Source organism: Oceanimonas aquatica (assembly GCF_030732065.1).
In the GTDB taxonomy this organism is placed as follows: Bacteria; Pseudomonadota; Gammaproteobacteria; order Enterobacterales; family Aeromonadaceae; genus Oceanimonas.
Genome location: NZ_JAVBHX010000003.1, coordinates 153100 through 166435 on the forward strand (window position 1 = coordinate 153100; position 13336 = coordinate 166435).

Annotated in this window: 14 protein-coding genes; 8 read left to right on the forward strand and 6 right to left on the reverse strand. The window is 54.8% G+C overall.

Annotated elements, in window-relative coordinates; all coding sequences use genetic code 11:
• Positions 1–7: 7 nt before the first annotated feature.
• Entirely contained in the window at positions 8–1216 is a 1209-nt protein-coding gene (locus Q9290_RS05915) for a hypothetical protein (protein ID WP_306078722.1), read from the forward strand.
• Between the two features lie 83 nt (positions 1217–1299).
• Here Q9290_RS05915 and Q9290_RS05920 read toward each other — a convergent pair whose 3' ends face one another.
• The 4 genes from Q9290_RS05920 to Q9290_RS05935 form a co-directional block, all read right to left on the reverse strand.
• Complete coding sequence (locus Q9290_RS05920) at positions 1300–2508, reverse strand: hypothetical protein (protein ID WP_306078723.1); 1209 nt, start codon at positions 2506–2508, stop codon at positions 1300–1302.
• Positions 2509–2566: 58 nt separating this feature from the next.
• Positions 2567–2971 carry a type II toxin-antitoxin system HicB family antitoxin gene (locus Q9290_RS05925; protein WP_306078724.1) on the reverse strand — a complete coding sequence of 135 codons (405 nt, stop codon included), beginning with the start codon at positions 2969–2971 and terminating at the stop codon, positions 2567–2569.
• A 164-nt stretch (positions 2972–3135) separates the two neighbouring features.
• On the reverse strand, positions 3136–3324 hold the full coding sequence (locus tag Q9290_RS05930) for a type II toxin-antitoxin system HicA family toxin (protein WP_306078725.1): 189 nt from the start codon (positions 3322–3324) through the stop codon (positions 3136–3138).
• Between the two features lie 78 nt (positions 3325–3402).
• Positions 3403–3594, reverse strand: coding sequence for a hypothetical protein (locus Q9290_RS05935; protein WP_306078726.1), 192 nt, complete (start codon positions 3592–3594; stop codon positions 3403–3405).
• Positions 3595–4260: 666 nt separating this feature from the next.
• Here Q9290_RS05935 and Q9290_RS05940 point away from each other — a divergent pair.
• On the forward strand, positions 4261–4752 hold the full coding sequence (locus tag Q9290_RS05940; protein WP_306078727.1) for a low molecular weight protein-tyrosine-phosphatase: 492 nt from the start codon (positions 4261–4263) through the stop codon (positions 4750–4752).
• 134 nt (positions 4753–4886) lie between these two features.
• Here Q9290_RS05940 and rne read toward each other — a convergent pair whose 3' ends face one another.
• Positions 4887–7934 (reverse strand): ribonuclease E, encoded by a 3048-nt coding sequence (gene rne, locus Q9290_RS05945; protein ID WP_306078728.1) that lies wholly within the window; start codon positions 7932–7934, stop codon positions 4887–4889.
• Positions 7935–8267: 333 nt separating this feature from the next.
• Between rne and rluC the strand changes: the two genes are divergently transcribed.
• Positions 8268–9218 (forward strand): 23S rRNA pseudouridine(955/2504/2580) synthase RluC, encoded by a 951-nt coding sequence (gene rluC, locus Q9290_RS05950; RefSeq protein ID WP_306078729.1) that lies wholly within the window; start codon positions 8268–8270, stop codon positions 9216–9218.
• Complete coding sequence (locus Q9290_RS05955) at positions 9215–9856, forward strand: HAD family hydrolase (protein ID WP_306078730.1); 642 nt, start codon at positions 9215–9217, stop codon at positions 9854–9856. The genes rluC and Q9290_RS05955 overlap by 4 nt, the downstream gene beginning before the upstream one ends.
• Positions 9857–9913: 57 nt before the next feature.
• Here Q9290_RS05955 and Q9290_RS05960 read toward each other — a convergent pair whose 3' ends face one another.
• Positions 9914–10492 (reverse strand): Maf family protein, encoded by a 579-nt coding sequence (locus Q9290_RS05960; protein WP_306078731.1) that lies wholly within the window; start codon positions 10490–10492, stop codon positions 9914–9916.
• Between the two features lie 136 nt (positions 10493–10628).
• Here Q9290_RS05960 and yceD point away from each other — a divergent pair, with 136 nt between their 5' ends.
• From yceD to Q9290_RS05980, 4 genes are read left to right on the forward strand one after another with little or no spacing between them, the layout of a single operon-like run.
• The gene (gene yceD, locus Q9290_RS05965; RefSeq protein ID WP_306078732.1) at positions 10629–11150 is read left to right on the forward strand and encodes a 23S rRNA accumulation protein YceD; all 522 of its coding nucleotides are present in this window, start codon (positions 10629–10631) and stop codon (positions 11148–11150) included.
• A gap of 21 nt (positions 11151–11171) precedes the next feature.
• On the forward strand, positions 11172–11342 hold the full coding sequence (gene rpmF / locus Q9290_RS05970; protein WP_014292445.1) for a 50S ribosomal protein L32: 171 nt from the start codon (positions 11172–11174) through the stop codon (positions 11340–11342).
• A 10-nt stretch (positions 11343–11352) separates the two neighbouring features.
• The gene (gene plsX, locus Q9290_RS05975) at positions 11353–12363 is read left to right on the forward strand and encodes a phosphate acyltransferase PlsX (RefSeq protein ID WP_306078733.1); all 1011 of its coding nucleotides are present in this window, start codon (positions 11353–11355) and stop codon (positions 12361–12363) included.
• Between the two features lie 5 nt (positions 12364–12368).
• A complete protein-coding gene (locus Q9290_RS05980; RefSeq protein ID WP_306078734.1) occupies positions 12369–13328 on the forward strand; it encodes a beta-ketoacyl-ACP synthase III in 960 nt (319 codons plus the stop codon).
• The last annotated feature ends 8 nt before the right edge of the window (positions 13329–13336 follow it).

A 13336-nucleotide genomic window follows, 5' to 3' on the forward strand; every position in this document is an offset into this window, starting at 1 on the left:
CATTGATATGAGTCCATCTGGAGCACACGCGATGATATTTAACCTGTTGCAAGGCAGTGAGTTAAGTAGTCAGCGTGCCTATACAGTTGCAAGGCTACCAAGCGATTTTGACCGCGCGGATGAACCTCATATCATTGATGCTCTTACCGACATGGGGTATACATCGCAGTCAAACGATTATTTTCAGGATGATAGTGGCCATCGCTCACTTTATATATCAAGAAAAAGTGAAGCATGGGCAGGTTTTTGCCCACTGGTGACCGATAAGGGTAACCTGTGGAAGAGATTGGTCCAAGCAGCAACATCACCAGAATTTGTCTTTCCTGAGTATTTCTTTATACAGGGCGAAAAAATATCTTCTTTTAGTGAAGATGCTCAGAAGCTTAAATCTCAAATGATTTCTGTTTTTGAGTGGAAAAAATTACTTACAGAACTTTGTGATCATCCTGTCGATAGCGACTCGTTTGTATTCTTCATCAATAAAGATGATGTTGGTAAAAAATACGAGCTAAATACAATTCTTGGTATAGAGAGTATTGAATCTATTATTTCACCTCAAGAATCTCTTGATGTTGTGAAGTATTTGGCTGGAAAGCTAGAAGATAAGGATGCTCACCATGATGAACGCCGTTCAGTGATGAGGAGTACTCTTGCTGAGTTTCTTGATGGTTCATCAAGCAAGATTTTCCTTAACATAATCAACAAAAGCAAAAGGTTCGAAGCTAAATATAGGGAACTGTATGACTTGTATATCAGACGGTTCTCTATAAATAAGGTGCTTAATGAGCTTGAGACTAAAAGCTTGGAGTATACTGGCAAGGTTAATGAGTTGTTGGCCTCGGGGCAGGCCAGAGCCTTGACAATACCAGGCGCAGTTGTTGCTGTCGGCGCTTTATATCGAACTGCATCCTTTCTTAATTCTCTCTTAATACTCCTTGCTGTTTGGCTAATAAAAGAGTTGACAGTTACAGCAAATCAGGTTCATAGGGAAACTTTTGAATTCCTCCAAAGTCAAGTAGAGTCTTCGTTCAAGAAATATTTAAAGATTGATGAAGATGAGGATGTTAAAGATAGCGCAAGAGGAAACCTGGAAACCCTAATCATCCTTATCGGTAAAGCTAAGGATAGACTGGATAAAATAGATAAGTGGTCGAGGTGGATGTGCTGGGGAGCTGTTGTTTATATGGTTCTTGTTTATATTTTTAATGGTAAATAGTTTCTATCCGCTGACATAGTTGGCAACCTTTTTCTGTCAGAGAATGGGGCGCACTGCCCCATAGTGAACCATCTTATTCTGTATTATTTTTTGTTTTCAGGAAGAGCCTCTCTTTTAAATATTTCAATTATCTTTGACAGAAGAATTTCGGATGTTTCTTTTTCAATATTGATTTTTTCATTTTCATTTCCTTTTACTTCATAAAATGCACTTCTGCCGTCGATGTTCCAATTTGAAAATGCCTCTTTTATATTATCCCATTCCGCCTTTGGGCCAGACACATCAAGATAGAACTCACCATATTTGATTGCGTGTATTCTTTCGGACACTTTGAGAGACTCATGCATGAATGAATCACAAAGTCTGAAGCAATATCGTGCAAGTATTAAGAATAATCCAATGGAGATTATCCCTCGAAAGAGGGTATAAAAATAATAGCTCAAAGAGTTGTTTGAGGTGTTGTGGAAGCTGTCAGCGTTAAAAAACATACTGTAAATAGCAAATATTATCCCTGCCGAAATTGCAGCCACCCCTGCGAATGACCAATAACTTGCCTTTGTTTTTAAACCTTTTTCGTTGTTCCCTAAAATTCCTAATGTACTAGCAATAAATTTCTTAGATTTTGTTTCTAAAGCTTTTATGCTTTCCTGCTCATACTTTTCCTTTTCTTCTTTTGTTTCAATTAGTATTTTTTGTAACTCTTCATTTTTCTCTATTAATTCATTTTGAATTCTATCTCTTATGTTCTCATTTTCTTCAAGCTGTTTTTTAAGTTCTTTCTCTATTGTTTTCTGTCGATTGGCAAGACGTTCTTCTTTAAATCTAAATTCTGCTTCTTTTCTTTTTATTTCGTTCTTGTATTCTTCTTCAATTTCAGATTTGGTTTTGTCTATTCCATCTAATTGTCTTTTCAATGCGCGGTCTTTAGCATCAAGATCATCTTTTAATGAAAGCACTTGGTTTTCAATCAGAGATAGGTTGTTATACCGTGAGTTAAGATTATTTATCTTATTTTCTATTTCACTTAGTAATGAGTGGGCAACTTTTATTTCGGGCTCGGTTGCGCTATTTTTTAATTTATAAAGTGCTGCTTTAGTCTGCGATGCCTTATCTGACAGTTCTCTCAGTTGTTCGTTTATTATACTTATTTTTTCTGTTGTTACTGCCTCATTGAATGCTGATTTTAAAGGCATGTTTTCATTATCTTTTGATAGTTCATCTGATTGCAGTTCATAATGCTGATAATTGTAACTTCCCGGTTCTTGTTTGTTTTCGTAAAGATTGACCATCATGCTCCCTTATTAATTTTGGTTTTTATTAGTTAATAAGCCGCCCAAAGGCGGCTTATTGTCAGCTGTGTTTCATTTCGTGGCGGGCGGCCATGGCCAGAAAGCCGGAGCGGCTGCCGTACTCGCCGTGAGCTTTTACATACTCGTCGATCTTGGCGATGAGCAGTTCGGGCAAGGTGATGTTGATTTTTTGTGCCTTGCCTTCGAATTTGCTGGTATCGATATTCACCAATCCCCAAGCGCCGCCAGTGCAGTCTTCATCGTTTTGGTGCTGATGAATGGCGGTGGGTTCGGGAATAGCTTCTCGCTGTTCTGCCAGTAGCTCCAGGTGAGCATCCAAGGCGCGGGCGGCATCGGCCAGGGCCTCTTCGAACGAATCACCTGCAAAGTAACAGCCCGGCACGCCAGGAAAAAAGCCGCTCGCGCTGCCGTCTGGATCCTGATGGACATATACCGGATAGTTCATTTTTCACTCCTAAACCAGAAGAATAACTCCAGAAATTTTGGTCAATACACTGTATAAGAGCTGTATATTGACCCAGTTTGATAACAACCAATTGCCGTTGGCCCTTATCCCACTTGAATGCTTTGTTAGCTCGACTTCTTATAAAGCGCCCGAAGGCGCTGTTCTTATTTCATTGTTATGCCGGTCAATCGCTGAATGTTCTTCAGGGTGCCGATTTTTATGTCTTTGGTTGGGTGGGGAACAGTCACCACGTATGGGCTGCCTTCCTTCCTGAACTGGTGGTGATCGCCTTTGGTCCTCACCAGCTCCCAACCGTTCGCCTTGAGCAGGCGGATTACGTCGGAGCTTTTCAAGCATCCTCCATTCTCGTTGCTCTTGGTGGTTATAGTAACCACCAGTGACTATCCCGTCAAGCTTGGTGGGTATGGTGGTTATTGTTCTTCATCCGCCTTCACCTCCAGTTCAAGCTGGTTGGTGTAACCGCTGTCGCTGAGGTTGTGGGTGACTTTGGTCAGCAGCCAGGGCAGGGCGTCTATTTGCGGTTTGAACCCGACTACGGTGGCGGGCAGTTCGGGGAACAGCTCTGGCCGGCCTTTGGCCAGGGTAATGCTGAACTGGGCCACGGCGCGCTGCAGTTTGTCCCACTCCGAGCGGGTGGCGCTGCTTTGCTGGCATACACATGGCGCAGGGTTTTAATGTTGCTGTCGTCGCCTTTTAGCGTGTCGTTCTCGGCGGGCTCGCCTACTTCCACTTTTTCCTTTTTGGCTTTGTCGTTGTCTTGCCACCACGGCGCTATAGCTGCTGCGGTCGGCAATGGCAAAGCGGTGCTGGTCGCCGCTCTGGCGGGTGTTCAATATGCCGGGCAGGGGCTTGCCGCTGGCCCCCTGGTCCTTGCCTTTGGGTATACACAGCCCCAGCCAGGAAGAAAGGGTGTTAACCATGAGTGAGACGAGCTGGCCTGTCATGTTCATACACTTCGGTGGGTTGCCTAAATCGTGCCTTACCAGCCATGGACTCTTGTGGCATATAGAATGTGATTCTAATGCCCTTTATGCTGATTTGAACCCGTGAAGTAGTGCTGGAAACAGTACTCAAAACCTACACATAACTGAAATATGATTTTTTTCATATTTTTCATAATGTTATGTGACTTTCTTGGTTTTTGGGATAAATTTAATGGGACTCATAAATGCCTGTCTTATGGCGTAAATCTTCCCCAAAATGATCAGTAAGTCACTGAATTTTAAGCAGTTAATTTTTGTTCATAAATAGCAAAAACAGGTGCCAATATGACTGATAACTCACTGAAAAATAAGAAAAAATATAGTGTCATTTTCGCCTGCATGGGCAATATTTGCCGTTCACCCACCGCTGAGGCGGTGTTTCGCCACAAGGCGGCGAGTGCCGGGCTGAATATGGAGATTGATTCGGCGGGCACCATTGGCTATCACGCCGGCTCGGGGCCGGATGCACGGGCCAGGGCGGCAGGTGAGGCGAGGGGATATGACTTCTCCGGCATGCGTGCCCGTCAGGTAATGGTGCAGGATTTTGAACGCTTTGATCTGGTGCTGGCGGCGGATAAGGAAAACCTGCGGGATCTGCAACGTTTGTGTCCGGCCGAGCACAGCCACAAGGTGAAATTGCTGCTGAGTTTTGCCGAGGGGGCTGAGCAGGAAGTGCCGGATCCTTACTATGGTGGCGAGCAGGGCTTTGAGCATGTGCTGGATCTGGTGGAAGCGGCGTGTGAAGGAGTGCTGAAGCAGCTTAAGCGAAGCCTGTGAAACGGACTCTAGACGTTTGATTTCGGGCTCAGGATCTTCCTGCAGAAAGATACCGGATCAAGCCCGGTATGACGGTCATGCAAGGCGATAAAAAAGGCTCCCGAAGGAGCCTTTTTTGTTTTACCGCGCCAGTATCAGGGCTTGGCCATGGGGGCAGAGGCCTGGGTGCGGGCATTGATGCTGCCACCCTGGCGATCGCTGGTGGCGATAGGCTGGCGCACCAGAGGCGGGTAGTCGGGCTTCACGTAAGGTGCGGCTTCCACCACCGGCGGTTTGGTCATGGGCGCAGAGGCCTTGCGTGCTGCCAGGTAACGACCGGCGCTAGCCACGGGCTGAGCTTTGGCAACCGGGGCCTCGGCTTTTGGCTCGGCGTCGGCAACCGGGGCTTCAGCCTTCGGCTCAGGCTGGGCTTCTACTACAGGCGCTTCTGCCTTGGGCTCAGGCTGGGCTTCTGCTACAGGCGCTTCTGCCTTGGGCTCAGGCTGGGCTTCTGCTACAGGCGCTTCTGCCTTGGGCTCAGGCTGGGCTTCAACCTTGGGCGCTTCGGCTTTCGGCTCGGGCTTGGCTTCTGCTACTGGGGCTTCGGCTTTCGGTTCGGGCTTGGCTTCAGCCACGGGCGCTTCTGCTTTCGGCTCGGGCTGAGCCTCAGCAACCGGGGTCTCGGCTTTCGGCTCGGGCTTGGCTTCAGCTGCCGGGGCTTCGGCTTTCGGCTCGGGCTTGGCTTCAGCAGCCGGGGCTTTGGCTTCGGCAGTCACTTCCGGCTGTTTCACCTCGGGCTTGGCTTCTACAACGGCTTCCGGCTGCTTGGCCTCGGGCTGAGCGGCTTGTTGCTCATCTTCGCTCGCCACCCACTTGTCGGCACCCTGCTCGGCAATCAGCGCGGCAATGCTTTCTTCACGGCGACGGCGACGGCTGTCTTCATTGATGCGCTTGCGCTTGGGGGCACGCTTGTGCGGATGCGGCTGCTCTTTGCGAGCCTTGGTTTCAGCGGGTTGCTGAGCCTGCTCGGCAGCCTTGCTTTCCACGGCGGCGGGCTGCTGCTCCTGGGTGCGGCCTTCACTGTCCAGACGGACTTTCTTGCGCAGCTGGCGACGCTGACGACGCTCGGCTACTGCCTGCTCCTTGGCCTGCTCTTTTTGGGCTTCGGGCTGGCTGGTGACCTCGGCGGCGCGGGGCGCCTCAGTTTCGCGGGCCGGCTGCTGTTCCTGCTGCGGGCGCGGGGCGCGCTCGGGTTGCTGTTCGCGACGGGGCTTGCGACGCTCACGGCGCGGACGCTCCGGCTTTTGCTCGTTGCTTTCCTGAGGGGCGGCCGGGGCCGGCTTCTGACTGCGTTCTTCATCGCGGGGTTTGCGGTTGCGGTTGCCGCCACGGCGTTCACCACGCTCGCGGCGATCCCGGCGCTCACCGGAACGCTGGCCGCGGTTGTTGCGTTCGGGCTTGGCTGGCGCCGGCTCGGGTGCGGCCTGGGTTTGCTCGGGAGCCTTGAACCAGCCGGCAATGGCACAGAACAGACGGCTCAGCAGACCGGGTTGACGGGCCTGGGGCTGCTGCTGGGGCTCCGGACGGCTGGAGGCTACCGGGGCCGGTGCCGGGGCAGAAAAGCCCTGCAGCGCAGGCTGCTCAATCTTTTTGGCCGTTTCATGCTGGCGCGGCTGATAAACCGGCTGCTCCACTTCGGTTTTCAGCTCATAGCTGGTGACGTCTTCCACGTCGCTGCTGCGCACCCGGGTCACTTCAAAGTGAGGGGTTTCCAGCTGCTGATGAGGAATAATAAAGATGTCGACCTTGTAGCGGTTTTCCAGGTTGGCAATGGACTTGCGCTTTTCGTTGAGCAGATAGGCGGCCACGTCCACCGGTACCTGACCGTGGATCTGGCCGGTATTGTCCTTGAGCGCTTCTTCCTCAATCAGGCGCAGAATGGCCAGCGCCAGGGATTCGTTGTCACGAATGGTGCCCTGGCCCAGACAGCGGGGGCATACATGGGTGCTGGACTCGCCCAGTGACGGGCGCAGGCGCTGGCGGGACATTTCCAGCAGGCCAAAGCGGGAGATACGACCCAGCTGAATGCGGGCACGGTCCTGGCGCACGGCGTCGCGCAGGCGGTTTTCCACTTCGCGCTGGTGGCGCACCGGGGTCATGTCGATAAAGTCGATCACCACCAGGCCACCGAGATCGCGCAGGCGTAGCTGGCGGGCGATTTCGTCGGCCGCTTCCAGGTTGGTCTGCAGCGCGGTTTCTTCAATGTCGCCGCCCTTGGTGGCGCGGGCGGAGTTGATGTCGATGGAGGTCAGTGCCTCGGTCGGATCGATGACGATGCTGCCGCCGGACGGCAGACGCACTTCGCGCTGAAAGGCAGACTCAATCTGGCTCTCGATCTGATAGTGGCTGAACATGGGCACATCGCCCTCGTACAGCTTGATCCGGTTGACGAAGTCGGGACGAACCAGCTGAATGTGCTGCTTGGCGCGTTCAAACACCGTGGGGTTGTCGATGAGAATTTCACCGATATCCCGGCGCAGGTAGTCGCGAATGGCACGCACAATCACGTTGCTTTCCTGATGGATCAGGAAAGGGGCAGGGCGGCTGTCGGCGGCTTCCTGAATCGCGGTCCAGTGGGTCTTGAGCACGTTCAGGTCCCACTCCAGCTCTTCGCCGGACTTGCCCACACCGGCGGTGCGCACAATCAGGCCCATGCCGTCGGGCAGCTTGAGGCGGGACAGGGCTTCCTTCAGCTCGGTGCGCTCGTCACCCTCGATTCGGCGGGAAATGCCACCGGCACGGGGGTTGTTGGGCATCAGCACCAGGTAGGAGCCGGCCAGACTGATAAAGGTGGTGAGGGCCGCACCCTTGTTGCCACGCTCTTCCTTGTCGATCTGGACGATGACTTCCTGACCTTCCTTGACCACTTCCTTGATGTTGGGGCGGCCCTGGTAGGTATAACCGGCAGGAAAGTAGTTGCGGGCAATTTCCTTCAGCGGCAAAAAGCCGTGGCGCTCGGCGCCGTAGTCGACAAAGGCGGCTTCCAGGCTGGGTTCAACCCGGGTGATTTTGCCCTTGTAGATATTGGCTTTTTTCTGTTCGTGGCCGGGGCTTTCAATATCGAGATCGTACAGTCGTTGCCCGTCTACCAGGGCAACGCGCAACTCCTCTTCCTGGGTTGCGTTAATCAGCATTCTTTTCATTGAGTACTCTTTTTTATGTTTTTACTGTTTTTTACAGTGTTCGCGTTACCCGAATGACCATTTGGCTCCGACCGACACCGGCCTCGAGTCTTGTAGCGTAGTCATTACAGCCTCCCGGCTGGCTACGCATGAGGCGCATTTTGCAGGTGTGTATCACGTCAAAGGGAGGGTAGCCCAAAGGTCGCGAACCAAGCGGTATTTCCGGGGTTTGAGTGTGTGTCTCCCCACCCGGGAAGACACGAAAAACTCACGCATTATCACACTTTACCCACAGCCTTAGCAAGGCACCATTTTTGCAGCAAAAACACCGGCTTCGGTGGTAGAATCCACGCCATGAAACAAGAACATCAAAGCGTGCGGCTGCTCACCATCGAGGCTGAGCATGAAGGGCAGCGCATCGACAATTTTTTACGGACTCAGCTCAAAGGCGTTCCCAAAAGCCTGATTTATCGTATTTTGCGCAAGGGTGAGGTTAGGGTTAACAAGAAGCGCATCAAACCGGAATACAAGCTGATGACCGGCGACATCATTCGTGTGCCGCCGGTGCGGGTGGCCGAGCGCGAAGAAGTGCTGCCCTCGGCGAAGCTCGACAGCGTGCAGGGGCTGGAATCAGCCATTGTCTATGAGGATGACGCCCTGCTGGTGCTCAACAAGCCGTCGGGCATGGCGGTGCACGGTGGCAGTGGCCTCAGTTTCGGGGTGATCGAGGGCCTGCGCTCACTGCGGCCCCAGGCCCGTTTTCTGGAGCTGGTACACCGGCTGGACCGGGATACCTCCGGTATTTTGCTGGTGGCCAAAAAACGCAGCATGCTGCGCAGCCTGCACGAGCAGCTGCGAGAAAAAACCATGGACAAGCATTACCTGGCGCTGGTGCGGGGCCAGTGGCAGTCTCATCAGAAGGCGGTCAAGGCGCCGCTGAAGAAAAACGAGCTGGCTTCGGGCGAGCGCATCGTCAGAGTAGACCGGGACGGCAAACCCTCGGAAACCCGTTTTCGCATTGTGCAGAAATTCAAGGGCGCCACCCTGGTGGAGTGCAGTCCGGTGACCGGCCGTACTCATCAAATCCGGGTACATACCCTGCATGCGGGCCATCCCATTGCCGGCGATGACAAATACGGCGATCGCCAGTTCGACGAGACCATGCGCAGTCAGGGGCTGAGCCGCCTGTTTCTGCATGCCTGCCGCATTCGCTTTTATCACCCGGGCAAGGAAGAGACCATGACGCTGGAAGCGCCTCTGGAGCCGGCTCTGAAAAAGCTGCTGACACGAATGGCCGCCTCATGAAATACGAACTGGTGATCTTTGACTGGGACGGCACCCTGATGGACTCGGTGGCGCGTATTGTGTCCTGCATGGAGGCGGCGGCCACTGACTGCCGCCTGCCGGTGCCCTCGCCGGAGGCGGTGCGGCATATTATCGGTCTGAGCCTGTACAAGGCCTTTCCGATTTTGTTTGGGGAGCTGTCTGCCGCCGAGAGTGATAAATTGCTGGAGGCCTACCGGCTTCATTACCTTGAGCTGAACACCACGCCCACGCCACTGTTTGCCGGCGCCGCCGATACCCTGAGCGGGTTGCATTCGGGCGGCTACCGGCTGGCGGTAGCCACCGGCAAGCAGCGTGTGGGGCTCGACCGGGTGTTGGCCGATACCGGCCTCGGGCACCTGTTTCACGCCCTGCGCGGGGCGGATCAGGCCCGTTCCAAGCCAGACCCGCTGATGCTGGCGCAAATTCTGGACGAGCTCGGCCTGGCCCCGGAGCAGGCGGTGATGGTTGGGGACTCCAGTTACGATCTGGCCATGGCCGAAGCCATTGGCATGGACCGCATTGGCGTCACCTACGGTGTGCACAACCGGGATCAGCTCGGCGCCCACAGCCCCATCGCCATGATTGATGATATTCGCCATTTGCCCCAGTGGGTTTAAATGCGTGAGGGGGGGGGAGGTGAGGGGATAGTGTCCTTTCACCTCACTCCTCACGAATCAGGGCACTTTCACTCCAAATTCCGTCAGCAGGTCCACCAGGGCGATGAGCGGCAGGCCCACCAGGCTGTTGGGGTCGCGGCCGTCCATACGTTCAAACAGACTGATGCCGAGGCCTTCGCATTTAAAGGCGCCCGCGCAGTCCAGGGCCGGCTCCTTGTCCAGGTAGCGATCAATCTGGGCAAGGGTCAGCGGGCGAAAATGCACATGAAAGGGCTCAACCAGTGATGCCTTTCGGCCCGTGGCTATGTCATGCAGGCACAGCCCGGTATAAAAGGAGACCCGCTTGCCCGCGGCGGCCAGCAGTTGCTGGCGGGCTTTTTCCAGGGTGCCGGGTTTGCCCAGCAGCAGCTCACCGTTCACGCACACCTGATCCGAGCCAATCACCAGGCCTTCTTTATACTCGGCAGCCACCGCCGCCGCCTTTTGTTCGGCCAGGCGCAGGGCCAGTTGCTCGCCGGTTTCTTCGGCCAGGGCGGTCTCGTCAATGTCCGGACTGTGGCAGTCAAAGGCAAGCCCCAGACGTGCCAGCAGGGCACGGCGATAGGGAGAGGAAGACGCAAGAATAATGGGCGGCATGACAGCACTCTGCTCAGGGAAATGTTAGGCACCGATTCTAGCGCCGGGCCTACTCGCGTTACAAATGGCCGTTGGTCGCGTTGCGCACTATTTTCCCTTTGACTCCGGGGGAGTGGCGCTATAATATGCGCGCCTTATGGAAAAGGTAAAGTTGCCCATCAAGGTAGACCCCGCCCGCTGCGCCAATAAACGCCTGGATTATCAGGGTGTTTATGCCGCAGAGCTGATGCCCAGACTGGCGGAGTCAACCCAAGGTATCCATGGTGATATCGACGTCTCACTGAGCTTTGGTACCGATGCCCAGGGGCTGCGCGTGATGACGGGTTCTGCCCGCGCACAAGTAACCCTTCAGTGCCAGCGCTGTAACGAGCCATTCGATAGCACCATAGAGTCCGAGTTTACGTACACGCCTTCGCGTGAGAATGCCGAGGCGCCGGAGCTGCCGGAAGCGTACGAGACGTTTGAGGCTGATGAATTCGGGGAAGTCAACCTGGTCCAGATCATCGAGGATGAACTCATCCTTGGCCTGCCGCTGGTGCCCGCCCATGAAAATGAGCACTGCGCCGAAGGCAAGTACGATTTGAGCTACGGGAACATTCCTGAAGCCGAAGAGCGTCCGAATCCTTTCGCGATTCTGGAAGAGCTGAAACGAAAGTAACTGATTTAGGAGTTAGGTCAAATGGCCGTACAACAGAACCGTAAAACCCGTTCCAAGCGTGGTATGCGTCGTTCACACGATGCCCTGAGCACCGCCAACCTGTCTGTAGACCAGACCACTGGCGAAACTCATCGTCGTCACCACGTGACTGCCGATGGTTTCTACCGTGGCCAGAAGGTAATCGCCAAGTAAGGCTTGCCTTTTGCCGCAGCTGACCGTTGCGCTTGATATGATGGGGGGCGATTTCGGCCCTCCTGTTACAGTGCCTGCCGCCGCGCAGGCACTGTCGCTTCTGCCCGAACTTCATTTGCAGATGTTCGGGTCCCGCGCGGCGCTTTCCCCCTGGCTTGACCGCTGCAACCTGAACGCCCACCCCAGGGTTCGGGTGCATTACTGTACCCAGCAGGTAACCAATGAGCACAAGGCCGGCTACGCGCTGCGTCATCTGGCCGACTCTTCCATGTGCAAGGCGCTTGATGCCCTGGCCAGGGGCGAAGCCCAGGCCTGTGTCAGCGGCGGCAACACAGGCGCCCTGATGGCGCTGGCCGTTCGGGTGGTGCATACCCTGCCGGGAGTGGACCGGCCCGCTCTTATCACGCGCATGCCCCAGGTCGATGGCAGCCACGCCCTGTTGCTGGACGTAGGCGCCAATGTCAGTTGTGATGCCGGTCAGCTGGTGCAGTTTGCGCTGATGGGAAATGCGGTGGCGCGGCATGTGTTGTCGCAGTCCCGCCCCCGGGTGGCCCTGCTGAACGTGGGGGCCGAAGCCAACAAGGGCACCGATGCCGTGCGCCAGGCGGCACGTCGTTTAAAGACGCAGCCCGAGCTGCACTATACCGGCTACGTGGAAGGCAATGACCTTTTTGCCGGCAAGGCCGATGTCATTGTGTGTGACGGTTTTGTCGGTAATGTGGCGCTTAAAACCAGTGAGGGCGTGGCCCGCCTGTTGCTGGGGGCGGGGAAAAAACGGGGTTTCTGGCGGAAACTGCTCGCTTTCTGGGTAAAACGGCGACTTTCTCATCTGAACCCAGACCAGTATAATGGTGCCAGTCTGATAGGATTACGCTCCAGTGTGGTAAAAAGCCACGGGAGCGCAGCATCACCCGCCTTCTTGAATGCGATTCTGCAGGCCGTAGCGGAAACAGAACATGCTTTGCCTGCCAGGATTGCGCATCTTTTTGATACTGCCCCTCAGGACAGTCACGCAAGATAACGCCTATGAACAGTAAAATTTTGGGAACCGGCAGCTACCTGCCTCAGGATGTGCGTACCAACGCCGACCTGGAAAGAATGGTAGAAACCAGTGATCAGTGGATTGTGGAGCGTACCGGTATTCGCGAGCGTCGCATTGCCGGCGCCGAAGAAACCGTGGCCACCATGTCTTACGGCGCCGCTCTGCGCGCCCTGGATGCCGCCGGCATCGAAGCCCAGCAGCTCGACATGATAGTGCTGGCCACCACCAGCGCCGACAATGCCTTTCCGGCCGCCGCCTGTGAAGTCCAGGCCCTGCTCAAGGTGCCCGGTATTCCGGCCTTTGATCTTGCCGCCGCCTGTGCCGGCTTCAGCTACGCCCTGAGCGTGGCCGATCAATTCATTAAAAGCGGCGCGGCCCGCCATGTGCTGGTGATTGGCGCCGATGCGCTGTCGCGCATGTGCGATCCGGAAGACAGATCCACCATCATTCTGTTTGGTGACGGCGCCGGTGCCGTGGTGCTGGGCGCCAGTGAAGAGCCGGGCATTCTGTCTACCCATCTGCATGCCGATGGTGCCTATGGCGAGCTGCTCAAGCTGCCGCACCGTCAGCGCGGGGTGTCCGGCACCGAAATGGATGCCTACATGCACATGAAGGGCAACGAAGTGTTCAAGGTGGCCGTAAGCCGCCTGAGTGACATCGTGACCCAGACCCTCGAGGCCAACGGTATCGACAAGTCGGAACTCGACTGGCTGGTTCCCCACCAGGCCAACTACCGTATTATCAACGCCACCGCCCGCAAGCTGGGCATGTCACTGGACAGCGTGATCCTGACCCTCGACAAGCACGGCAATACCTCGGCGGCCAGTGTGCCCATCGCCCTGGATGAAGGGGTGCGTGACGGCCGCATTCAGCGCGGTCAGCTGGTGCTGCTGGAAGCCTTTGGCGGCGGCTTTGCCTGGGGCTCGGCCCTGGTACGTTTTTAAGAGGAAAT